Origin of the sequence: Rhizobium sp. WSM4643 (assembly GCF_025152745.1) — a bacterium.
Taxonomy (GTDB): Bacteria; Pseudomonadota; Alphaproteobacteria; order Rhizobiales; family Rhizobiaceae; genus Rhizobium; species Rhizobium leguminosarum_I.
The window spans coordinates 342,920-364,343 of record NZ_CP104042.1; the positions used below are offsets into that span (position 1 = coordinate 342,920).

Annotated in this window: 22 protein-coding genes; 3 read left to right on the plus strand and 19 right to left on the minus strand. The window is 61.7% G+C overall.

Annotated features, from left to right (window positions below; all coding sequences use genetic code 11):
- Positions 1-3 precede the first annotated feature (3 nt).
- From hemC to hemA, 3 genes are all read right to left on the minus strand, one after another.
- Positions 4-942, minus strand: a complete 939-nt coding sequence (gene hemC, locus N1937_RS28425) for a hydroxymethylbilane synthase (RefSeq protein WP_260059751.1) — start codon at positions 940-942, stop codon at positions 4-6.
- Positions 942-2,780 carry an ABC transporter transmembrane domain-containing protein gene (locus N1937_RS28430; RefSeq protein WP_260060241.1) on the minus strand — a complete coding sequence of 613 codons (1,839 nt, stop codon included), beginning with the start codon at positions 2,778-2,780 and terminating at the stop codon, positions 942-944. Before N1937_RS28430 ends, hemC begins: the two co-directional genes overlap by 1 nt.
- A gap of 219 nt (positions 2,781-2,999) precedes the next feature.
- A complete protein-coding gene (gene hemA, locus N1937_RS28435; protein WP_260059752.1) occupies positions 3,000-4,214 on the minus strand; it encodes a 5-aminolevulinate synthase in 1,215 nt (404 codons plus the stop codon).
- A 291-nt stretch (positions 4,215-4,505) separates the two neighbouring features.
- On the opposite strand from hemA, the gene N1937_RS28440 reads away from it, so the two are divergent.
- The 3 genes from N1937_RS28440 to N1937_RS28450 are packed head-to-tail and all read left to right on the plus strand — an operon-like array spanning position 4,506 to position 5,988.
- Positions 4,506-5,270 (plus strand): heme ABC transporter permease, encoded by a 765-nt coding sequence (locus tag N1937_RS28440; RefSeq protein ID WP_260059753.1) that lies wholly within the window; start codon positions 4,506-4,508, stop codon positions 5,268-5,270.
- 1 nt (position 5,271) lies between these two features.
- Positions 5,272-5,427: a heme exporter protein CcmD gene (ccmD, locus tag N1937_RS28445; protein ID WP_260059754.1), complete on the plus strand. Its 156-nt coding sequence runs from the start codon at positions 5,272-5,274 to the stop codon at positions 5,425-5,427.
- Positions 5,428-5,988 carry a DsbE family thiol:disulfide interchange protein gene (locus N1937_RS28450; protein ID WP_260059755.1) on the plus strand — a complete coding sequence of 187 codons (561 nt, stop codon included), beginning with the start codon at positions 5,428-5,430 and terminating at the stop codon, positions 5,986-5,988.
- Positions 5,989-6,302: 314 nt separating this feature from the next.
- Here N1937_RS28450 and N1937_RS28455 read toward each other — a convergent pair whose 3' ends face one another.
- From N1937_RS28455 to ccoN, 16 genes are all read right to left on the minus strand, one after another.
- Entirely contained in the window at positions 6,303-6,971 is a 669-nt protein-coding gene (locus tag N1937_RS28455; RefSeq protein ID WP_260059756.1) for a CBS domain-containing protein, read from the minus strand.
- Between the two features lie 74 nt (positions 6,972-7,045).
- Positions 7,046-7,513: a cytochrome c-type biogenesis protein gene (locus N1937_RS28460; RefSeq protein WP_260059757.1), complete on the minus strand. Its 468-nt coding sequence runs from the start codon at positions 7,511-7,513 to the stop codon at positions 7,046-7,048.
- Positions 7,510-9,507: a heme lyase CcmF/NrfE family subunit gene (locus N1937_RS28465; RefSeq protein WP_260059758.1), complete on the minus strand. Its 1,998-nt coding sequence runs from the start codon at positions 9,505-9,507 to the stop codon at positions 7,510-7,512. The genes N1937_RS28460 and N1937_RS28465 overlap by 4 nt, the downstream gene beginning before the upstream one ends.
- Positions 9,504-10,016 carry a cytochrome c maturation protein CcmE gene (gene ccmE / locus N1937_RS28470; RefSeq protein ID WP_260059759.1) on the minus strand — a complete coding sequence of 171 codons (513 nt, stop codon included), beginning with the start codon at positions 10,014-10,016 and terminating at the stop codon, positions 9,504-9,506. Before ccmE ends, N1937_RS28465 begins: the two co-directional genes overlap by 4 nt.
- Positions 10,013-11,167: a c-type cytochrome biogenesis protein CcmI gene (gene ccmI, locus N1937_RS28475; protein ID WP_260059760.1), complete on the minus strand. Its 1,155-nt coding sequence runs from the start codon at positions 11,165-11,167 to the stop codon at positions 10,013-10,015. Before ccmI ends, ccmE begins: the two co-directional genes overlap by 4 nt.
- Positions 11,168-11,248: 81 nt before the next feature.
- A complete protein-coding gene (locus N1937_RS28480) occupies positions 11,249-11,968 on the minus strand; it encodes a response regulator (RefSeq protein ID WP_260059762.1) in 720 nt (239 codons plus the stop codon).
- Positions 11,969-12,146: 178 nt separating this feature from the next.
- On the minus strand, positions 12,147-12,815 hold the full coding sequence (locus N1937_RS28485; protein WP_260059763.1) for a Crp/Fnr family transcriptional regulator: 669 nt from the start codon (positions 12,813-12,815) through the stop codon (positions 12,147-12,149).
- Positions 12,816-12,839: 24 nt separating this feature from the next.
- Positions 12,840-12,998, minus strand: coding sequence for a cbb3-type cytochrome oxidase assembly protein CcoS (gene ccoS, locus N1937_RS28490; RefSeq protein ID WP_131605978.1), 159 nt, complete (start codon positions 12,996-12,998; stop codon positions 12,840-12,842).
- Positions 12,995-15,277: a cation-translocating P-type ATPase gene (locus N1937_RS28495; RefSeq protein WP_260059766.1), complete on the minus strand. Its 2,283-nt coding sequence runs from the start codon at positions 15,275-15,277 to the stop codon at positions 12,995-12,997. The genes ccoS and N1937_RS28495 overlap by 4 nt, the downstream gene beginning before the upstream one ends.
- On the minus strand, positions 15,274-15,759 hold the full coding sequence (locus N1937_RS28500) for a FixH family protein (RefSeq protein WP_260059768.1): 486 nt from the start codon (positions 15,757-15,759) through the stop codon (positions 15,274-15,276). The genes N1937_RS28495 and N1937_RS28500 overlap by 4 nt, the downstream gene beginning before the upstream one ends.
- Positions 15,756-17,324: a cytochrome c oxidase accessory protein CcoG gene (gene ccoG / locus N1937_RS28505; protein WP_260059769.1), complete on the minus strand. Its 1,569-nt coding sequence runs from the start codon at positions 17,322-17,324 to the stop codon at positions 15,756-15,758. The genes N1937_RS28500 and ccoG overlap by 4 nt, the downstream gene beginning before the upstream one ends.
- Positions 17,325-17,604: 280 nt before the next feature.
- On the minus strand, positions 17,605-17,790 hold the full coding sequence (locus N1937_RS28510; protein WP_260059770.1) for a hypothetical protein: 186 nt from the start codon (positions 17,788-17,790) through the stop codon (positions 17,605-17,607).
- A gap of 10 nt (positions 17,791-17,800) precedes the next feature.
- On the minus strand, positions 17,801-18,664 hold the full coding sequence (ccoP, locus tag N1937_RS28515) for a cytochrome-c oxidase, cbb3-type subunit III (RefSeq protein WP_260059772.1): 864 nt from the start codon (positions 18,662-18,664) through the stop codon (positions 17,801-17,803).
- A gap of 1 nt (position 18,665) precedes the next feature.
- The gene (locus N1937_RS28520; protein ID WP_260059773.1) at positions 18,666-18,818 is read right to left on the minus strand and encodes a cbb3-type cytochrome c oxidase subunit 3; all 153 of its coding nucleotides are present in this window, start codon (positions 18,816-18,818) and stop codon (positions 18,666-18,668) included.
- An 8-nt stretch (positions 18,819-18,826) separates the two neighbouring features.
- Positions 18,827-19,561 (minus strand): cytochrome-c oxidase, cbb3-type subunit II, encoded by a 735-nt coding sequence (ccoO, locus tag N1937_RS28525; RefSeq protein WP_003549661.1) that lies wholly within the window; start codon positions 19,559-19,561, stop codon positions 18,827-18,829.
- Positions 19,562-19,569: 8 nt separating this feature from the next.
- Entirely contained in the window at positions 19,570-21,192 is a 1,623-nt protein-coding gene (gene ccoN / locus N1937_RS28530) for a cytochrome-c oxidase, cbb3-type subunit I (protein ID WP_260059787.1), read from the minus strand.
- Positions 21,193-21,424: the final 232 nt, after the last annotated feature.

The following is a 21,424-nucleotide window of genomic DNA, read 5'->3' on the forward strand; positions in this document are numbered from 1 at the left end:
CGTCTAAACGGGTTCGGACTCCATCCCCACCCCGGCCAGGACCATCCTACCGGCCTCTTCGCCCAGCGCCGCCGGGGCTGTCCGAGCGCCACGCACGGCCACGCGCCGAGGGTTCCGCCCATCAGCATCGATGCTCAGACCGCGAAGCAGGATCTCGCTTCCATGACAGACGGCGAGCGCTCCGATCGGCATTCGGCACGAGCCGTTGAGGGTTCGAAGGAATGCACGCTCGCAGCGAACGGCATCGGCCGTGCCTGCATCGTTTAGAGCCGATACCAGTTCAGTTATTCGGTCATTCGCGACGACACTCTCGATGCAGATGGCTCCCTGCGCGGGTGAAGGTGGGAAATCGCGCGGGTTCAAAATCTCCGTCGCGGCGTCGGACATGCCCAGCCGGTTCAGTCCCGCCATCGCAAGCAGCGTCGCGTCAACAACGCCATTCTCGAGCTTCTGCAGCCGCGTACCGACGAATCCCCGAAATGGAACGATATCTAGATCTGGCCGGTGCATTGCGACAAGCGCTGCGCGTCGGATCGACGACGTACCGACCACGGCGCCAGGCGGCAGCTCCCACAATCGATATCCGCTGCGTGAGATCAACACATCGCGCACGTCCTCCCTCGGCAGGAACGCGCTGAGGTGCAGCCCGTCCGGAAGGGTCGTGGCGACATCCTTGGCCGAATGCACCGCAAGATCGAGGGCTCCTGAAAGGAGCCTTTCCTCCAGTTCAATTGTAAAAAGGCCCTTCACTCCGACCTCTGGCAACGGCCGTTCGTCAAGCCGATCGCCTCTGGTCGTCAGAGGCACGATCTCGAAGCAGTCGTCAGGAAGACCGTGGTAGGCCGCGAGCCGGCCGGCCACCTCCTTCGCCTGGGCAAGCGCAAGCGGGCTTGCTCGCGTACCGATCTTGATTTGGTTCTGTGCAACCCCTCCCAGCTTCATCAGGCGGCATCCTGTTCGGGCTGGGTGGCGACATTGAACTGCAACTCCGCGAGTCTTGCGTAAAGTCCCCCCTGTCGAACTAGCGACGCATGCGTACCCTCCTCGACGATCCTGCCCTTGTCCATGACCAGGATGCGGTCGGCGTTGAGAACGGTGGCGAGCCGGTGCGCAATGACGATCGTCGTCCGACCGCTCATGAGTCCCTCCAATCCCCGTTGAACGAGCTGCTCGTTCTCGGCGTCCAACGAGGCGGTCGCTTCGTCGAGAAGGAGGATTGGAGCATCTTTGAGCAGCGCGCGTGCAATCGCTATCCTCTGGCGCTGTCCGCCGGAGAGCGTCAGACCGCGCTCGCCGACGACGGTTTCGTATGCGTCTGGAAGCGCGGCGACAAAGGCGTCCACCCGCGCCTTGGCGGCGGCCGCCGCTATTTCCGCCTCTGCGGCGTCAGGACGACCGAATGCGATGTTTTCAGCGATCGAGGCGGCAAAGATCGTCACGTCCTGCGGGACGACGGAAATCTCCTTCCGCAGTTCTTCAGGCGTGGTCGACCTGATATCCCGCCCGTCGATCGCGATGCTGCCCGAGTAGTCGTCATAGAAACCCAGCAACAAGGAGAGAACGGTACTCTTCCCCGATCCCGACGGGCCGACGATCGCGACCGTCTCGCCAGCCGCGACCCGCAGCGAGAGGCCTCTAAGCACTTCTCTTTCAGGCGAGCCAGGATAGGCGAAATGGAGATCCGCGATCTGAACGTCGCCCCGTACTGGACCGATCGGTCTGAGGGAACCATGCTGACGGACGCTCTCTTGTTCGTCCAATAGCTCGAAAAGCCGTCCAGCCGCTCCGGCAGCCTGGGCCATTTCGCCCCAGACTTCGGAGAGCGACCCGAGCGAGCCCGCCGCGATCACGGCATAGATTAGAAACTGACTGAGATTACCGGCAGAAAGCGTTCCGCTAAGCAGGCTGTGCGCCCCAATCCATAGCACTCCGACGACGCTTCCGAATATTAGAGCGATTGCAACCGCCGTAAGGACTGCCCGCGAGCGCGAAGCGACGACTGCGCTTCGATAGGACTCCTCTATATCCTTTGAGTATCGGCGACAGGCGATCTCCTCGCCGTTGAATGCCTGGACGGTGCGGCTTCCGGCTATGATTTCGGCGGCGTAAGCGGATGCATTGGCCAGGGCGTCCTGAGCGGCCCTCGACCGCCGCCGAACCGAGCGCCCGAACACCACCAGCGGAACCACGACCAAGGGAATGGCGCCCATGGTGATCGCGGACAAAGCTGGGCTTGTCACGAACATCATGGCGAGAGCGCCGATGCAGAGGATGGAGTTTCTCAACGCGACGGATGCGGCGAGGCTAGTCGCCGTCTTGATCTGAGCAGCGTCCGCGGTCAGCCGCGAGGCGATCTCCCCCGACCGGTTTGCGTCGAAAAAGCTCGCGGGGAGACGGGTGATCTTCCTGAAGACCATTATCCGGAGATCGCCAACGATCCGTTCCCCGAGCGTGGTGACGAAGTAGTATCGGCAGGCGCTTGCCAACGCGAGTCCGATCGCAAGGATCATTAGCATCATGAAGTAGCGGTTGACGAACGCGCCATCGGCCTGGCTGAAGCCATTGTCTATCATCCTGCGCACCGCCAACGGGAGCGCAAGCGAAATCAGCGCCGCGCAGGTCAGCGAAACACCCGCGCACATCACCAGCGGCCGATGATTGCGAAGCAGTGGTCGCAGGCGCATCAGGCTCCCAATTCTCCGCTTCGAGGCACCCCCTTCGCGCGAGTCGGCTGCGCGCTCTAACTGGCCCGCGGTACGGCAGTCGTGCTGTGCGATCATCAATGTCTCGGTCTCCGGCTTCATTCCATGGCAGTCTTCTTCTCGGAAGACGGCCCTGTCTTTGATCGGGATCAATAATAATCGCGATCCCTGCTCGTCTTTCCGGAGGCGCAATCCCGCAGGCGAGACTGAGAAATAGAGAGGGCTGCACGACGTCTGAATTTAGCATGCAGACGATGGTTCATTCCGTCCTTAGAGAACGGAAGACCCCGCAATGCATCAGGCCACGTGCCTTGCGAGCGCGCAGCGCGACCAGAGCGAATGCAGCGCCTCGACCAGGTGGGCGATATCGGCGTCGGAATGCAGCGGCGTCGGCGTGATGCGCAGGCGCTCGGTCTTCTTCGGCACGGTGGGATAGTTGATCGGCTGGACATAGACGCCGCAATTGTCGAGCAGCAGATCGGAGATCCACTTGCACTTGGCCGCATCGCCGACCAGCACCGGCACGATATGGCTCGGATTGGGCATATGCGGAATGCCGCGCTGGTCGAGCAGCGCCCTCAGCTTGCGGACACGGTCCTGATGACGGGCGCGCTCGAACTGGCTGATCTTCAGGTGCTGGATCGAGGCGACGGCACCGGCGGCCAGCGCCGGCGGCAGCGCCGTGGTGAAGATGAAGCCCGACGCAAACGAGCGGATGAAATCGCAAAGGGCCGTCGACGCGGCGATATAGCCGCCCATCACCCCGAACGCCTTGCCGAGCGTGCCCTCGATCACGGTCAGCCGGTCCATCAGCCCTTCGCGCTCGGCAATGCCGCCGCCGCGCGGGCCGTACATGCCGACGCCATGCACTTCGTCGAGATAGGTCATCGCCCCGTATTTGTCGGCGAGATCGCAGATTTCCTTGATCGGGGCGATATCACCATCCATCGAATAGACGCTCTCGAAGGCGATCAGCTTCGGCGCCTTCGGATCGGCGGCCTTGAGCTTGGCTTCGAGATCGGCCACGTCATTGTGCTTCCAGATCACCTTGTCGCACTTGGCATAGCGGATGCCCTCGATCATCGAGGCATGATTCAGCGCATCGGAGAAGATGATCAGGCCGGGGATCTTGGCGCCGAGCGTGCCGAGCGCTGCCCAGTTGGACACATAGCCCGACGTGAAGATCAGCGCTGCTTCCTTGCCGTGCAGGTCGGCAAGCTCACGCTCGAGCATGACGTGATGGTGGTTGGTGCCAGAAATATTCCGGGTGCCTCCCGCACCCGCGCCACAGTGGTCGATGGCGTTCTTCATCGCCTCGATCACCTTTGGATGCTGGCCCATGCCGAGATAGTCGTTGGAGCACCAGACCGTGACTTCCTTTTGGCCATCCGCGGTGTGACGCGTCGCGCGCGGAAAATTGCCGCGGTGACGTTCGAGATCGGCAAAAACGCGGTAACGGCCTTCGGTACGAAGTCCGTCCAACTCGTCTTTGAAAAACGCTTCGAAATCCATCAAGATCCTCCCTGGTACGACCGCAGGGATATCTCGACTTATGCGGCCCGTATTTGATCTCTGTCAAGTAAAGCGCGGATGGCCGCGCGGTCGAGTGTGGCTGCTTCTCTCCCGCTATCACCGGGCAACCTGAAGACGCCGAACCAGGACCGACTGCCGGCACCAGGAGCCAGTTGAGTTCGCGTGAGGTCTTGAAGCAACGGCATGCATTCGACGCTGCAACGATGCTCGACGCTGGGTCTTTGATCCGGATCAATTATCTCGCGCGCAGCAACAGCTATTGCTCCGTGCATGACCAAAGCAATGGACCTTCTGAACTATTTCGCCTCCCTCGCTCAGCCGTCGAAGTTCCTCAAGATGGCGGACCGCGTTCTTCCTCTGCTTGCAGGGGGCACCGCTCTGTCGTTCGCTGCGGGTCTTTGGCTGAGTTTCAGCTCGGACGTCGACTACCAGCAGGGCGTAACCGTCAGGATCATGTATGTCCACGTGCCGGCGGCCTGGATGGCCATGCTCTGCTATACGACGATGACCGCCAATGCCATCGGGTCGTTGGTCTGGCGGCATCCCTTGGCCGACGTCGCGGCCCGCGTCGCCGCTCCCCTTGGCGCCGCCTTCACCTTCGTGTCGCTCGTGACCGGCGCGATCTGGGGCAAGCCTATGTGGGGCACGTGGTGGGTGTGGGACGCCCGCCTGACATCGATGTTCGTTCTTTTGATCATGTATCTCGGCATATTGGCGATCAATCGGGCGATCGACGATCCGACTCGCGCCGCCCGTGTCACGGCGGTCCTGATCGTCGTGGGTTTCGTCAATATCCCGATCATCAAGTTTTCCGTCGATTGGTGGAACACGCTGCATCAACCCGCCAGCGTGTTGCGGCTGGACGGCCCCGCGCTCGACATCGAGTTCCTACGCCCCCTGCTGGCCATGGGACTGGCGTTTTCGGCGCTGTTCGCCACGCTCTACGTCGCATCGATAAGAAACGAGATCTGGCGAAGGAAGCTCATCACGCAATACAGGCTCGCAGCAAAAGCCGCTGCTCACAGGGAGACTTGAAATGAACCACGAACACTATGTTCTTGCAGCATACTTGCTCACCTTCGCGGTCATGGTCACGGCGACGTTGAAGGTCTGGCTCTCAGGCCGACGCTACCGCCGTCAGATCGAGGCGCTTGCTGCCGCGCGACGTCGGCCAATTGGCGGAGATTGCTAGATGCGTCGGTACGCCCTCGCCGCATTTCCGCTTGTCGCGTTTCTAGGAATTGCCGGTGCCGTTGCTAATACGCTGTATCGCAAATCCGCAGAAGGTTACGCTCATTCCGCGATTCCCTCGGCTCTCGTGGGACGTCGACATCCAGCCCTCGATCTTGCGCCACTTGCCGGTCTGGACGTGCCGGGCCTGTACGACCGCCCGCTCGATGGTCATATCACCGTCGTCAATATCTTCGCGTCCTGGTGCGTTCCTTGTCGGCTCGAACACCCGGCGCTGATGGAACTGGCCAAGAATCCGCGCATCAAGCTCGTAGGCGTCAACTACAAGGATGCGCCAGGAAAGGCCCTCGCCTTCCTCCGTGAAAATGGCAATCCGTTCGCCGCTGTCGGAATCGACACCACGGGAAGAAGCTCGATCGACTGGGGAGTCTACGGCGTCCCGGAAACATTCGTTATCGATCGTGCGGGACGAATCGTCTTGAGACATGTCGGACCGATCGACGAGAAAGGCCTAACGATGGATATTCTGCCCGCTTTGGAAGAGATCATCGCCGCCGAATGAGCGCTGCCTCATTCAGCCGTGTTTGACCTCCATCAAAGAAGCGGCCTCGCCTATTGAGTATCTCGGTTTGGCGGGTCGGGATTTTCCCGTGTCAAGGGGGGAAACTTGACAGAGGCTCGCTGGGTGTCGCGGCGCGATGCCGAGCGAGCCTCCTCGCGTCAAGTGCACCTGTCCCCTCAAGTCGCCTGTTTAGCGATGTGCAGATCGCCTGCATTGGTGCTGGGCACGGCGCAGAGTGCGAGCTTGCGATCATATCCGCACGTTGGCTACGGAGGAGTCGCCGACGACAAGCGCGCCAGCAATGAGTCGCCGTCTCAGTCCATCTCGGTGCCAGTCAGCCGGGTGATCTGCAGCCGGTCACGATAGGCGCCGAGACCCAGGCTCTCGACCAGGGTGCGAACAGCCTTTTGCTTCAGTTCCGACTCCACGTTGCCATCGAGCGTCACTTGGCCGTTCTTGACCGTTACCTGGACCTTCTGGGGCGTTATCCCCAAGTCTGACCTCAGGCGCGTCCGGACAGCCAGCCTGATCGATTCATCTCCTTTTGGCAGCGGCGCCGTCTGGGCGTCGATGATCAGGCCGAGGATGTCCCGGCGGCTGACGATCCCGACAAGGCGCCCATTTTCGATGATAGGCAGCCGCTTGATGCGGTGCGCCTGGAGGCTTTCGGCGATATCCGATACCTCGCTGTCCGGGCGCGCTACGATCACGTCTTGGGACATGACATCTGCGACACACCAGCCATTGCTGGAAATATATCGCTCAAGATCGATCTCGGATGCGCGGATCGAACGGGACGGGAACCGAATCTCTTTCCGCATCAGCAGATCGCCTTCCGTGATCATTCCGCAGACGCGGCCTCCGTTGTCGACGACGGGAAGGCCGCTGACCTTGTTTTGCATCATGACAGCGACGGCGTGGCGTATACCGACCGCTGGACCGATCGACACCACATGAGTGGTCATTATGTCCTTCGCCTGCATTGTCCTGCCTCGTCTATAGGAATTGTTGCTGCGACGACGATAGGACGACCGCGTCGAGCCGCCATTGATCTCCGTCAAATAGTGCGATCTCTGTGAAGCATCTCGCTCAGCTTCGCTTGTTCATCGGCCGTCAGCTTGCTGCCGGTCGGCTTGCCGGCCCTGTTGCGGGCAAAGACCAACAGTGACAGCCCGCCGGCAAGCACCAGCAGCAGCGGTGCGCCCCAGAGCAGCCCCGTCTTCATGCTGACACGCGGCTTCAAAAGCACGAACTCGCCGTAGCGCGAGACGATGTAGTTCAGCACCGCCTCATCGCTGTCGCCATCGGTGATGCGCTCGCGCACCAGCAGGCGCAGGTCCTTGGCGAGATCGGCATTGGAATCGTCGATCGACTGGTTCTGGCAGACCATGCAGCGCAGTTCCGCCGAAAGCGCGCGGGCGCGGGCCTCGAGCGCCGGATCGGCCAGCACCTCGTCGGGATTGACGGCAAAGGCGGGGACGGGCATCAGGAGCAAAGCGACAGCCAGGAGCAGACGCCGCATCATTCGGCCGGCTCCATTGCAGCAGCTGCCGGCCTTGCCGGTTTCGCCTTGCGGCGCGGCGCGCCGACACGCAGCCGCCGGTCGCTGAGCGAAACCAGGCCGCCGAAGGCCATGATCACCGCGCCGCCCCAGATGCAGAGAATGAACGGCTTCCACCAGATGCGCACGACGATGCCGCCGTCCTTGGTGGCGTCACCGAGCGAGACATAGAGCTGGCTGAGCCCGAAGGTCAGAATACCAGCCTCCGTCGTCGGCATCTGCCGGGCGGTATAGAGCCGCTTGGCCGACCAGGTATCGGCAACCGCGACACCGGCACGGCGGATGGTGAAGTGGCCGCGCTCCTCGGTATAGTTCGGCCCGGTCCCCGGCTGCATGCCGTCGAAATGCAGGCTGTAACCGCCGGCCTCGGTCACCTCGCCGGGCTTCATCTCGATGACATGCTCGCTCTCAAACGTCGTCACCGCGACGATGCCGAGCACGGTGACGCCGAGCCCGGCATGGGCTAGCGCCGTGCCGAAGGCCGAACGCGGCAGGCCGGAAAGCCGCCGCCAGGCAAGGCTGCCCGCCACCTTGCCGATGCCGGCGCGATACCAGAGATCGGCCACCGCACCGAGGATGAGGAACAGCCCGGTAGCCAGGCCGAGGACGGCAAGCACCGGCCCGCCATGTTCGATATAGAAGAAGATCAGTGCGGCAAGGAAGGCGAGACCTGCGACGACATAAAGCCGCTGCAGCGCACCGAGCAGATCGCCGCGCTTCCAGGCCAGCATCGGCCCGAACGGCACGATGACGATCAGCGGTGCCATCAGCAGGCCGAAGGTCAGATTGAAGAAGGGCGGCCCGACGGAGATCTTGTCGCCGGTCAGCGTTTCCAAGAGCAGCGGATAGAGCGTGCCGGTCAGCACCGTGCCGCAGGCGACCGTCAGGATCAGATTGTTGACGACGAGCGCGCCCTCGCGCGAGATCGGCGCAAACAGCCCGCCGGCCGACAGCTTCGGCGCGCGGAAGGCAAACAGCGACAGCGCCCCGCCGATGAAGATCAGCAAGATACAGAGAATGAAGACGCCGCGGGAGGGGTCGCTGGCAAAGGCATGCACCGAGGTCAGCACGCCGGAGCGCACCAGGAAGGTGCCCATCAGCGACAGCGAGAAGGTGAGGATGGCGAGCAGCACCGTCCAGATCTTCAGCGCCTCGCGTTTTTCCATGACAAGCGCCGAATGCAGCAGCGCGGTGCCGGCCAGCCATGGCATGAAGGAGGCGTTTTCCACCGGGTCCCAGAACCACCAACCGCCCCAGCCGAGCTCGTAATAGGCCCAGTAGGAGCCCATGGCGATGCCGAGCGTCAGGAAGGTCCAGGCCGCCAGCGTCCAGGGCCGCACCCAGCGCGCCCAGGCGGCGTCGATGCGTCCTTCCAGGAGGGCAGCGACGGCAAAGGAGAAGCAGACCGAGAAGCCGACATAACCGAGATAGAGCAGCGGCGGGTGGATCGCCAGACCGACATCCTGAAGCACCGGGTTGAGATCGCGGCCCTCGGCCGGCGCCGGATCGAGCCGCAGAAAGGGATTGGAGGTCAACAGAATGAACAGCGTGAAGGCGACCGAAATCCAGGCCTGCACGGCAAGCACATTGGCCTTCAGCGTCTCCGGCAGATTGCGGCCGAAGACGGCGACCAGCGCGCTGAACAGCGTCAGGATCAGCAGCCAGAGCATCATCGATCCCTCGTGATTGCCCCAGACGCCAGAGTATTTGTAGATCAGCGGCACCAGCGAATGCGAATTCTCCCAGACGTTTTCGACCGAGAAATCCGAGACGACATGGGCATAGGTCAGCACGGCGAAGGAGAAGGCCACAAGCGCAAACATCGCCAGCGAGCCGACCGTCGCCACATCCATCATCGCCCGGTCGTGACGGCGGGCTCCGATCACCGGCACGATGGAAAGGATGAGCGCCGTGGCCAGTGCCAGCACCAGCGCGTAGTGGCCGATCTCGATGATCATGGCGTCGCCTTCACTTCCTGCGCTTGGCTTTCCTTTCCTGGGCCTTGCTTCCCAGGACCTTCCTGGCCTTGCCCTTCCTTCCACAATCCCTGGGCTTTCAGCCCGTCGGCCACGTCCTTCGGCATATAGGTCTCGTCATGCTTGGCAAGCACGGTGTCGGCGACGAAGATGGTCGTTCCGGCAGTGAACATGCCCTCGGTGACGACGCCCTGGCCCTCGCGGAAGAGATCGGGCAGGATGCCGGTATATTTGACCTTCACGGCGTTGGCGCTGCCGTCGGTCACGGCAAATTCCACCGTCGAGCCGGTGCCGCGCACGACGCTGCCCTCACCGACCAGGCCGCCAAGGCGAATGCGGGTTTCCGGCGCCACCGGCGTCTTGGCGAGATCCGCCGGCATGTAGAAATAGGCGACCGACTGGCTGAAGGCGAACATCACCAGCAGCACGGCGGCGGCAATGAAGCCCATCCCGCCTGCAATCACCGCCAGGCGTTTCTGCTTGCGCGTCATTGCGTCGCTCCCTCCGGGGCTATGCCGAGTTCCCTGGCCAGCGCCAGCAATTGCCTGCCCTGTTCGCCGGGCGGCGGAAAGGCCGCAAGCCCGCGCTTCAGGGCGCCGGCGGCGCGATCCTTGTCGTTCAAAACGGCATAAGAGCGGACGAGCCGCATCCATCCCTCGAAATTGTTCGGATCCTCGCTGAGCTTGGCATCGAGGCTTTCGACCATGCCGCGGATCATCTGCTGCCGGTCGCCGGCGTTCATGGTCTCGGCCGCCGTCACATCCTGCTGCGTGGGATTGCCGGGAGCAGCCGCACCGGCGCCCGGATTGACGTCAGGGCCTGCCGGCGCGCCGCCGTTCATGGCGATATGCTGGTTGACCAGCGGCAGCCAGGGTGCATCGGCCGGCGAATCCTTGACGATCGCTTCGAAGGCCGCCCTCGCATCCGCCATCTTTCCCGCCTGTTCCATACCGAGCGCGATGTAGAATCGTGTGCGAGGATTGTTCGGCTCGATCGACAGCGACCGCTCCAGCGTCTGGCGCGTCTCCTCGGTAATCTTGCCGTTCGACTCCGCCATCAGCGCTTCGGCCATTCCCCGAAGACGGCCGGCGTTGAGCCCGAGCTGCCTGATGGCGTTGCGGTAGGCCTTTTCGGCGTCGTCCGCGCGGTTTAGTCGTAGATAGACCGGCGCGATCACGTCCCATCCTCGGCCGTCTTCCGGGTATCTGGCCAGGTGCATCTCGCTCTTCCTGACCAAAACAGCGAGATCCCGGTCCGGATTGTCTAAACGCTTCTGCAGCGGCATCGACGGCAGTTCCGGCCGACCAAGGGCCACATACATCCCTATGCTCAGCAGGGGCAGGAACGCGACGATGGACAGCCGAACTGCGGCATTGATTCTCGATGGGGGCTCGCCGCCTGGAGTATTGTCGTCGGCTGCCTTGAAGAGGCGTCTCGCGGTTTCCGCCTTCGCCAACTCATATTCACCCTGCATGATGCGACCGGCCGTCAGCTCGCTGTCCAGTTCTAGAAGCTGGTCGCGATAGACTCGCGTAGCATTCGAATTATCCCGGACAGGGCGTGCGCGGCTCGACGATAGCGCGTGCAGCAGCGCTGCCGTGGTCGCAGTAGCTAGGACCGCAAACGATAACCAAATAATCATGATCTCAGACGCCAATTTTACCACGCCACCGTAGCGGCACGGACCGAGGCGTACTTTGACGCGGATCAATTATCCGTCAGGTTAGACACTTTTGCCGGTGAATACATAGCCCACGCCCCTCACCGACTGGATCAACGCAGGTTCCTTGGGATCGGCCTCGATTTTCTTGCGAAGGCGCACGATCTGCGCGTCGATCACTCGGTCGAACGCCTCCAGACTGCGGTTTCTCGTCTGGTCCATCAAGGTATCCCGCGTCAGAACCCGCCCAGGATTGCGAGCGAAAACCAATAGCATGTCGAACTCGCCCGTCGTGAGGGGAACATCGTTGCCGGTCGGCGCGGTCAGCCTTCGGCGCGCCACGTCGAGCCGCCACCCGTCGAACTGCAAGACATCGTCGACCGAAATTCTGGCGCTGGACGTCGGTCCGGCGGCGGAGCGCCTTCGAAGAACAGTCCGCAGCCGCGCAAGCAGTTCACGAAGGTGAAAGGGTTTGGCGATGTAGTCGTCGGCGCCCACTTCAAGCCCCACGACCTTGTCGGTCACGTCGTCCTGCCCCGTGAGCATCAGCACCGGGACGTCGGAGGCGCTTCTGAGTTCTTTCAAAAGCTCAAGGCCATTCTCGCCATTTGGCAGAACCAGATCCAGGAATACGGCGGCATATGGAGCCTTTGTCATCTCGCTTCGCATGGCCGCCCCGTTGCCAACCGCAGTTACTCGATATCCGTTGTCCTCGAAATATCGTACAAGCATCTGCCTTATCCGGGCGTCGTCGTCGACAACCAGAATTCGATCGAGTTCCATATCCTGCGCTAGTCCTACTGCCGCCGTTGTCACAGAAGACATAATTCAGGATTGTCGAAAGCGCTATGGGTTCGCTAGACCAACCCCCTGAAAAGTGGAGTCCGTCGAGAGACCCTCGAACGAGCGCCAGGCCGTCGACCTAGCCGAGCGGTTCCCGCGCTTCGACGTCACGCCTGGCTCAGCAGGCCAGGCGAAGCATGGCCATGCTCTCGATGCGGACCGTCCGCCCCCTCACATCCACTCCAACTTCGGCGAGCGCAGCAAAGGCCCTCGACAATGCCTCCGGAGCCAGCCCGAGCTTCCCTGCAAGGACACGTTTCTGATATGGAAGACGGAAAGTCACCTGCGACGTGGTGGCCAGGCAGCGGCTAAGAAAGTAGTTGGCGACCCTTTGAGCGGCGGTGTGCAGCCGATCGCCGGCAATGCAGTTGAACGCGCCGAGCAGATGTCGCGCCATAATGCGCATGATATTACGCTGGATCGCCTGACGATCGTTCGCAAGCGCCCTCAGTCCGGCCAAGTCGAACATGACGACCTCGGTGAATTCGGCCGCCTTGGCGCCGTGCTCGTAGCTTCCGTCCTCACACGGTACCAAGTATTCGCCAAATGCGTCCCCCGGCTCGCAGACGCACACGTCCACCTCCCGTCCCGACGATTCCCTCTTGGTCAGTCGGACGAGCCCGGTCAGGACGCAGAAGAGGTGAGAGCCCGGCTGCCCCTCGCCGACGATGTCTTCGTTTGGCGAAAATGACCTCAGTTCGGCCAGCCCCAGAATGCTGTTTGAGTCTTTGGCGTCCAGACCTTCGAAGAGCTCCAGCCGTCCCAGAAATTCGTCCATCGCTAACATCAATTCTCCTCCTTTTCCGCGGACCTAGTGAAGCGGTGGATCGATCTCGTCATCGGCGAGCACCCGCCACGCTGCGCCTTGGAGATCGTCGTATTGGCCGCTCTTAAGCGACCAGAGAAAGGCTGTAAGGCCTACGCCTCCCATGACGAGAGCTATTGGAATGAGATAGATCAGCATGTTCATGCCGGGATTTCCCCTGTGGAGGCGGCCGGCCGCTGCGCCTTTACGGCACGCGCGCGGGTGCCTGGCGAGTTAAGCCTTAAGGCGTTGCTGACAACGATGATCGAGGACGTCGACATCGCCACCGCCGCGATCAGTGGCGTCGCCAGCCCGGCGATGGCGATCGGAACCGCCAGGACGTTGTAGGCAATGGCGAGTGCGAAATTCTGTCGTATGAGGGTTGCCGAACGTCTTGCAATGCGGATCGCCTCAGGAACGGCGTCGAGCCGCTCGCTGAAGAACACGAGATCGGATGCCTGTCGGCCAATGTCCGATGCGCTCGCCGGCGCCATCGAGACATGAGCGGCTGCGAGCGCGGGGGCGTCGTTGATCCCGTCGCCCACCATCAGCACCTTGCGACCGTCGCCCGCCAGTCGCTGGCACTCCTCGACCTTTGCCTTCGGCGTGAGAGCTCCGAGCGCGCGCTGGATTCCGACAAGACGGGCCACGCCGTCGACCACACTGCGGCGGTCGCCGGAAAGGATCAGTGTATGCAACCCGGCGCCGGCGAGCTGTCTGACCGCCTCCGCAGCGCCCGGCCGAAGGGTGTCCTCCAAAAAGAAGCGCGCTAGAACAGAACCGTTGATTGCAAGCACGACCTCCGACAGCGAGCCTCCGGCGGCCGGAGTAGAAGCGGGAACGCCGGCGAACGCTGCGTTGCCCAGTCGGTAGACCGAATCCCCCCGCAAACCTTCGAGCCCTCCGCCGGGAATTTCGGTCACGCGATCGAACTGTGCTGCAGTGGCGGCAAGATCGCGCGCCAAGGCCTGAGACAAAGGATGCCTCGAATGAATCGCGAGACCTGCCGCAGTGGCAACGGACGCCTCATGGGATGTTTCAGTCCGAACAAGCCTCGGCCGGCCGATGGTGAGCGTCCCGGTCTTGTCGAAGGCTACGGTGTCGATCTCGGCCAGCCGTTCAAGCGCGGAGCCATCCTTCACCATTACGCCCTTGCGGAAAAGATGTCCCGCAGCCACGACCTGGACCACTGGAACAGCAAGTCCCAGCGCGCATGGGCAAGTGATAATCAGCACTGCAACGGCGACCAGCATGGCCTGTTTCCAGTCCCCTCCCAATAGACCCCACCCAAGGAAGGAGATTGCCGCCAGCAGATGCACTACCGGCGAGTAAAGCGCCGCGGCGCGATCGGCGATGCGTCTGTAGCCGGCCCTGCCGCCCTCAGCCGCCTCCATCAGGGAAATTATCTCCGCGAGCAGAGAATTCCGGGCGAGCTTCGTCGCCTGAACGACTAATGCGCCCGTAAGATTCATGGCCCCCGAAGCGACTTCGCCACCCTTTGCGATCGCGACGGGACTGCTTTCGCCGGTCACGATCGACAGGTCCAGATCGCTTTCTCCGCTCAAGACGACCCCGTCGACAGGGATGCGATCCCCCGGCGCGATCAGGATTTCGCTACCCACTGCGATTTCAGCGACGGATACGTATCGACGCGATCCATCGCATGACAGGAGAAGCGCTCCGCGCGGCGCGAGCCTCGCCAGTCCGTTGATCGCAGCGCGGGCCTTTTCCCGCATGACATGGTCTAAGGTTCTGCCGATCAGAAGAAAAAACAGGAGGGAGACCGTGGCGTCGAACCATGCGTGCTCTCCGTGGTGCGCCGTCTCCCATAACGAGACGGCGTAGGAGAGCGTCACTGCCAGCGAGATGGGAACGTCCATGTTGGTCCGGCCATGCTTGAGCGCGTTCCACGCGGACTGGAAGAAAAACCGTCCGGCGTAGACAAGTGCGGGGGCCGCGATCATCGCCGAGATCCAGTGGAAAAGATCCCTTGTCGCGGCGTCCGCGCCGGACCAGACCGAAACCGAAAGTAGCATGATGTTGGCGGCCGCGAATCCCGAAATGCCGACCGCCAGCAAAAGCTGGTTCCTGGCGCCATCGGTCTCTGCGGCGTTTGCTGTGGACAGATGTGCGCTGTAGCCAGCGGCGGCTATCGCAGAAACTATGCCGGTCGGATCGATTCGCGCGCCATCGTCCATCTCGGCATAGACGCATGTGACGCGGCGCGACGTCAGGTTGACGCGGGCCGTGCGGACGAACGGCAATGCCGAGAGCGCGGTCTCTATGGACGAGATGCAGCCGCCACAGTGGGCATCGGGTACGCTGAGCTCAAGCTGCTGAAGCCCGTCGCCTAATGAATGGCTGGCGAGCGCTATCTCCTCTGCGCTGAAGGATCTCGCGCTCATCGCCAACACGCCTTCGGCATTCATTGCGCAGCATGTCATTGGCCAGATCCTCCGGTATCGATCCGGTCGGCCTCGTGCATGACGACCTTGCCGTCGCGGCGAGAGACAATCTCGACGATCCAGTCTCCCGAAGTCAGCCGGTGGGTCGCTTCGAACCTGCCTTCGCTCACTTTGGCGAAGGCGACATGGAAGTCCTCATGGTCACCGACGGGTCGCTTGAAATTCGCGGCGACCTCGTCGACCGCGGCGGGTGAGCCGTCGCGGTTGCGGATGTCGTAGTGGATCGCGCCATGCAGAAAAGAGAGCTTGCCGACGACGCCGGAGGCCGCCATCGTCTTCGCTTCGGCGGCCTTGCGGTTGAACTCCTGGCTGGCGACGTAGGTGTTCTCGACGACCAGTCCACTCCAACTCGAGGACGCGTAGAGGGCCATGGTCACGTTCACGCCGATCACGACGGTGAAGAAGGCGACCGTGGTCATCAGCATGTGCCGGCCCGTGAATTCTTTCGATGGAATGCTCATCTTGCGGCTCCTGGAGAATTGAACGCAGCGCGGTAGGTGGCCCTGTCGGCGTGCTCCGAATCCTCCACCGTGAAGAGGAACTCGTCGATGACGTCGGCACCGGTCCGGTTCGTCACGAAGACCTTCAGGGTCGTAGCGACGTCAGGGGCGGCGTCGATGGTGAAGCTGCGGGCCTCAGCCTTGCCGAGTTCCGGGATCCGCATCGTCGCACCCTCCAGACCGGAGATCTTCAATTCGATCTTTCTGGGGGCGGGAACCATGTTGAGAACTCGCAGCGTATATCCGTTGCGAATGGAACCCTCGCTCTCCAGGACGTACTGTGGGTTCCGGTCATGAACGACGTTGAGTTCGAGACGGCCCCGCATCGACAGGTGCACTACCATGGCAATGCCGATCAGGCTCCAGACGGTGGCGTAGAACAGTATGCGCGGACGGAAGATGATACGCCAGTCGAAGTGCCTGACGCCGTCTACGAAGGATCCATCGGGATTACGGACCTTCGCCGGCTGTACGGGTTTCATCCCGCCGTCCGTCGCGATCGACATGTTTCCGGCATATTCGCTGAGTGTCGCATAGGCAATGAGACCGCGGGGCTTGCCGAGCTTATCCATGACGCCGTCGCATGCATCGATGCAGAGAGCGCATGTGATGCACTCCATCTGCTGCCCGTCGCGGATGTCTATTCCCATCGGACAGACCGCCACGCACGCGTTGCAGTCGACGCAGTCGCCGACCGGCTGCCCCAGTGCCTGCGCCTTCTTCGCGTGACGCGACCGCTGCTCGCCACGCCAGTCGTTGTAGGTCACCACAAGGGAGTTCTCATCCAGCATCGCGCCCTGGATGCGCGGCCATGGGCACATGTACGTGCAGACCTGCTCGCGCATCAGACCGCCAAGCACATAGGTGGTGGCGGCCAGGGTGGCGACGGTCGCGTAGGCGACGGCAGGCGCGGAGCCGGTGACGAAGGAGACGACGAGGGTCGGCGCATCGGCAAAATAGAAGATCCAGGCGCCGCCCGTCGCGACACCGATGATCAGCCAGATTGCATGCTTCAGGAGACGCTTCCGTATCTTTTCGAAAGTCCAGGCGCCTGCGTCGAGCTTCATTCTCGCATTGCGATCGCCCTCGATGGCCCGTTCCACGACCAGGAAGAGATCGACCCAGACGGTTTGCGGGCAGGCATAGCCGCACCATGCGCGGCCAACTGCGGACGTGACGAGAAACAGTCCAAACCCAGCCATGACGAGAAGACCGGCGACGTAGTAGAATTCCTGCGGCCAGATCTCGATGAAGAAGAAGAAGAACCGACGCGTGGACAAGTCGATGAGGATTGCCTGGTCGGGCGCGTAAGGACCGCGATCCCACCGTATCCAGGGGGACAGATAGTAGATGCCGAGCGTGATCAGCATCACGATCCACTTGAACCGACGGAATCGTCCCTCCGCCCGCTTCGGGAACACCTTCTTTCGCGCTGCGTACAACGGCTCGCGGTTCTTGCGCGCGTTCACAGGTTCGGCGTCGATCCGGCGCACATCTTTTGGATCAGGAGCTGTATAGAGATTCATGACGGCGTTCCGGTTTCTGCCCCTCCTTGTCCCACCTTCGGGTCTGGCTCTCCTTGATCCAGGTCAAGAATCCAATCGGAAAAAGAAGGGCCACGCCGGACAGGAGGCATGGCCCTCAAAGGGAAGGGTCGAGGATGAAGCTCCAGCCGTTTCTCATTCTTCGGGCGCCCAACCGACGAGGATCGGCACGGCGGGAAAATTGGCCACGCCCTGGAAGAGAAGGCGTGGCCCTACGAGGAACCGCGGGGAGAGACCGCTAGGACGTCCTCGTAATAGAGTTTTATCCGCGGGTCGTCGGCTGATCTTTGAGCGAGGTCAAACTGATCGTGCAATTGCCGATCTTCTCAGAGTCGTCCTGCTCGCTCTGCGGAGCCTCCTGCTTGTTCCGCGCCGAGACACGGGAGTGGATGACCGCGCGCGGAGCGCCGTACAAGCTTAGAAGCGGATTGTGTTCATGGTTGCTCATGCTGTTCTCCTCACGTCCCGCCGCCAAGCGAATGGACGAAAATGGTAAGTTCCTTGATTGTCGTATCGCCGAGGCGCCCTGCCCAGGCCGGCATGACGCCATGCTTGGGACCGGCCACCTGACGGATGATCGCATCCTCGCCGCGTGCCTTCAGCCAGATCGCATCGGCGAGATCCGGCGCGCCCATTTCGGCTTTTCCTTTGGCGTCGTCGCCGTGACATGCGGCACAGTTATCGACGAAGACCTGTTTTCCGGCCTCTGCGAGACCGGGGTCCGACGGTGTATTGGTCAGTCCCCAGACGTAAGCCGCGACTTGCTTCATCTGGATGGGTTCCAAGACATCAGTAAAAGCCGGCATTTCGGAAGCGTGGGTGTCCGTATCCTCGTCGAAGCGAATTCCATGCGCGATGGTCGCCTGGATGGCATCCAGGTCTCCACCCCACAGCCAATCGTCGTCGTTGAGGTTCGGAAATCCCGGACCGCCGCTTGCTCCCGAGCCGTGGCACGGCGCGCAGTTCACCTTGAAGGCAGACGCGCCGCCGGCGACCGCGAATTCGCGAAGGGCAGAATCGGAATCAATCTCCTGCACCGTCTTGGCGGCGATCAGATCATGCAGGGTCGTCTGCGACGCCCTCGCCTGATCCAGCTCCTGCTGCAGCTCGGCACGCGTTGAATAGCCGAGATAGCCTTTTGTGGCCGAAGTGATCATCGGAATGGCCGGATAGGCGATGGCATAGCCGATAGCCCACAAGATTGTCACGTAGAAGGTCCACACCCACCAGCGGGGCATCGGATTGTTGAGTTCGCGGATGCCGTCCCATTCATGTCCGGTCGTTTCGACGCCGCTCATTTCATCGATATGTTTTTCCGACATCTCAATCATCCTTCAAGGGAATATCGGCGGCCTCTTTCGCCGTTTGCTTGCTGCCTGGGCGAAGGGCGAACACGACCGCGCCGACGAAGAATGCCGTCATAGCCACAAGGCCCCAACTGTCGGCGAAGTGTCTCATTGCAGTATAGGTTTCCATGGATCACCTCATCGGTAGCCGGTCGCGTCGTCGTAGGTCGAGAAATCGACCAACGTTCCGAGCATCTGCAGGTAGGACACCAGGGCATCCATTTCGGTCAGCGCAGCCGGATCGCCGTCGAAATCGCCGGTCTTCGCCTTCGGATAGCGGGCAAGCAGGGCCGTCGTATCTGCGTTCGGATCGGCTTGGGCCTTCATGTCGGCCTCCGCGTTCGCCAGCATGTCATCGTTATAGGGCACGCCCACGTCCTCGTTGGCCTTCAGGTCCATTCCCACGTCCTTGACCGTCACCCTCTGCTCTTTGAGGAAGGCGTAACTCGGCATGATCGACTCCGGCACGACCGCCCGTGGATCCGCGAGATGCTGGACATGCCATTCGTTGGAGTAACGTGCCCCGACACGGGCCAGATCCGGCCCGGTTCGCTTGGATCCCCATTGGAAAGGATGATCGTACATGGACTCGGCCGCGAGCGAGTAATGGCCGTAGCGTTCGACCTCGTCGCGGAAGGGCCTGATCATCTGGCTGTGGCAGAGGTAGCAGCCTTCGCGGATGTAGATGTTCCGGCCGGCCAATTCGAGCGGCGTATACGGCCGCATGCCTTCCACCTTTTCAATCGTATTCTGCAGGTAGAACAGCGGTGCGATTTCGACGATGCCGCCTATGCTCACGACGAGCAGCGAGCCGACGAGAAGAAGCGTCGCGTTCTTCTCGAGGATCTGATGTTTATCTAGTATCGATGCCATGTCTCACCTCATTCGGCAGGCTGTGGTTGGGGCACGAAAGTGGTTGGGATTGCAGCTTCGTCGCGCAGGTAGCCGCGGATCGTCATGAACACGTTCCAGGCCATGACGAGACCGCCCGCCAGGTAAAGCGTTCCGCCGACCGCGCGCAGCACGTAGTAGGGGAACATCGCCGCGACTGTCTCCGCGAAGGAATAGACGAGGAAGCCCTGAGAATTGTACTCGCGCCACATCAGCCCCTGCTGGATGCCGGCAACCCAAAGCACGGCGGCGTAGACGACGATCCCGAGGGTCGCGAGCCAGAAGTGCCAGTTGACCATCCGCAGGCTGTAGAGACGCTCGCGTCCCCATAGCTTCGGCGTCAGGTAGTAGATCGCCCCGAAGGTGATCATTCCCACCCAGCCGAGAGCGCCGGAATGCACGTGGCCGATCGTCCATTCGGTATAGTGGCTGAGCGAATTGACGGTTTTCACCGACATCATCGGGCCTTCGAAGGTCGACATCCCGTAAAAGGCGATGGCGACGATCATCATACGGATGATCGGATCGGTGCGGATCTTGTCCCAGGCGCCTGAAAGGGTCATGAGACCGTTGATCATGCCGCCCCAGGAGGGCATCCAGAGCATGATCGAGAAAACCATGCCGAGCGTCTGGGCCCAGTCGGGCAGCGCCGTGTAATGCAGATGATGCGGGCCGGCCCAGATGTACATGAAGATCAGCGCCCAGAAGTGGATGATCGAGAGCCGGTATGAATAGACGGGTCGGTTGGCCTGCTTCGGCACGAAGTAGTACATCATGCCCAGGAAGCCGGCGGTGAGGAAGAAGCCGACGGCGTTGTGGCCGTACCACCATTGGGTCAGCGCGTCCTGAACGCCCGAGAAGACAGAATAGCTCTTCGATCCCAGGAACGAGGTGGGAACCGCCAGGTTGTTGACCACGTGCAGCATCGCGATGGTGACGATGAAGCCCAAATAGAACCAGTTCGCCACATAGATATGCGGCTCTTTGCGCCTCAGGATCGTGCCGAGATAGACGGCGAGATAGGCGACCCAGACGATGGTGAGCCAGAGGTCGACGTACCACTCAGGTTCGGCATATTCACGGGCCTGGGTGATTCCGAGAACGTATCCGGTCGCAGCCATCACGATAAAAAGCTGGTAACCCCAGAATACGAACCAAGCCAGGCTACCGCCGAAAAGACGTGCGCGACAGGTGCGTTGCACCACGTAGAACGATGTCATGATCAGCGCATTGCCGCCAAAGGCGAAGATGACCGCCGAGGTGTGAACGGGCCGCAACCTTCCGAAATTGAGATAAGGGGCGATGTTGAGGTCAGGAAAGGCAAGCTGCAGCGCGATGATCACGCCAACCAGGAAGCCGACTACGCCCCAGAACACCGTGGCGATCAAGCCATATCGTATCACCTCGTCGAAATAGGCGGACGGATCGACTTTCTGCTGCCGGGCTGCCGGCGAGAAATCAACTCTCCTGATCAGCAGCGCAGCGCCCGCGGCAAGGCAGAAGCAAAGTATGCCCATATGGACTGCAAAGAGGTGGTCGTGTGCGAATGCGGCTCCCAGCAGAGCCAGGAACGCCGCGACCGTGATCGCCACCGTTTCCGTCGTGTAGTTCATGATGTCGTCCCCAGTGCACAGCGACCGCGCCGCGGCCGGCTTTCTCGTACCTGAGGCAGGACTGTCACGGAGCCAGAGCGGGCTCCTTGATCTACATCAACGAAACAGTCGCTTTTCTCCCTATGCGCCCGGCTTGTTACAAACTGTTACATGGCCTCACCAATTCGGACGCTGCGATCGTTCCGGCGTTACCGGACCGCTTTCTAATGCCCTCATCGACAAACGAGGGACA

Bases quoted from the DNA above. Each gene is read 5' to 3' on its own strand.
- ccoS (WP_131605978.1), bottom strand. From the start codon at position 12,998: ATGAACATGCTGATCTATCTCATTCCAATAGCTCTCGTCATGGGAGGC.
- N1937_RS28455 (WP_260059756.1), bottom strand. From the start codon at position 6,971: ATGCAGGCGAAGGACATAATGACCACTCATGTGGTGTCGATCGGTCCA.
- N1937_RS28480 (WP_260059762.1), bottom strand. From the start codon at position 11,968: ATGGAACTCGATCGAATTCTGGTTGTCGACGACGACGCCCGGATAAGG.
- N1937_RS28495 (WP_260059766.1), bottom strand. From the start codon at position 15,277: ATGACATGCTGCGCAATGAATGCCGAAGGCGTGTTGGCGATGAGCGCG.
- ccoN (WP_260059787.1), bottom strand. From the start codon at position 21,192: ATGAACTACACGACGGAAACGGTGGCGATCACGGTCGCGGCGTTCCTG.
- hemC (WP_260059751.1), bottom strand. From the start codon at position 942: ATGAAGCTGGGAGGGGTTGCACAGAACCAAATCAAGATCGGTACGCGA.
- N1937_RS28500 (WP_260059768.1), bottom strand. From the start codon at position 15,759: ATGAGCATTCCATCGAAAGAATTCACGGGCCGGCACATGCTGATGACC.
- N1937_RS28465 (WP_260059758.1), bottom strand. From the start codon at position 9,507: ATGATCATCGAGATCGGCCACTACGCGCTGGTGCTGGCACTGGCCACG.
- N1937_RS28520 (WP_260059773.1), bottom strand. From the start codon at position 18,818: ATGGAAACCTATACTGCAATGAGACACTTCGCCGACAGTTGGGGCCTT.
- N1937_RS28460 (WP_260059757.1), bottom strand. From the start codon at position 7,513: ATGATGCGGCGTCTGCTCCTGGCTGTCGCTTTGCTCCTGATGCCCGTC.
- N1937_RS28510 (WP_260059770.1), bottom strand. From the start codon at position 17,790: ATGAGCAACCATGAACACAATCCGCTTCTAAGCTTGTACGGCGCTCCG.
- N1937_RS28450 (WP_260059755.1), top strand. From the start codon at position 5,428: ATGCGTCGGTACGCCCTCGCCGCATTTCCGCTTGTCGCGTTTCTAGGA.
- ccmD (WP_260059754.1), top strand. From the start codon at position 5,272: ATGAACCACGAACACTATGTTCTTGCAGCATACTTGCTCACCTTCGCG.
- ccmI (WP_260059760.1), bottom strand. From the start codon at position 11,167: ATGATTATTTGGTTATCGTTTGCGGTCCTAGCTACTGCGACCACGGCA.
- N1937_RS28430 (WP_260060241.1), bottom strand. From the start codon at position 2,780: ATGATCGCACAGCACGACTGCCGTACCGCGGGCCAGTTAGAGCGCGCA.
- ccoO (WP_003549661.1), bottom strand. From the start codon at position 19,561: ATGGCATCGATACTAGATAAACATCAGATCCTCGAGAAGAACGCGACG.
- N1937_RS28440 (WP_260059753.1), top strand. From the start codon at position 4,506: ATGACCAAAGCAATGGACCTTCTGAACTATTTCGCCTCCCTCGCTCAG.
- hemA (WP_260059752.1), bottom strand. From the start codon at position 4,214: ATGGATTTCGAAGCGTTTTTCAAAGACGAGTTGGACGGACTTCGTACC.
- ccoP (WP_260059772.1), bottom strand. From the start codon at position 18,664: ATGTCGGAAAAACATATCGATGAAATGAGCGGCGTCGAAACGACCGGA.
- ccmE (WP_260059759.1), bottom strand. From the start codon at position 10,016: ATGACGCGCAAGCAGAAACGCCTGGCGGTGATTGCAGGCGGGATGGGC.
- ccoG (WP_260059769.1), bottom strand. From the start codon at position 17,324: ATGAATCTCTATACAGCTCCTGATCCAAAAGATGTGCGCCGGATCGAC.
- N1937_RS28485 (WP_260059763.1), bottom strand. From the start codon at position 12,815: ATGTTAGCGATGGACGAATTTCTGGGACGGCTGGAGCTCTTCGAAGGT.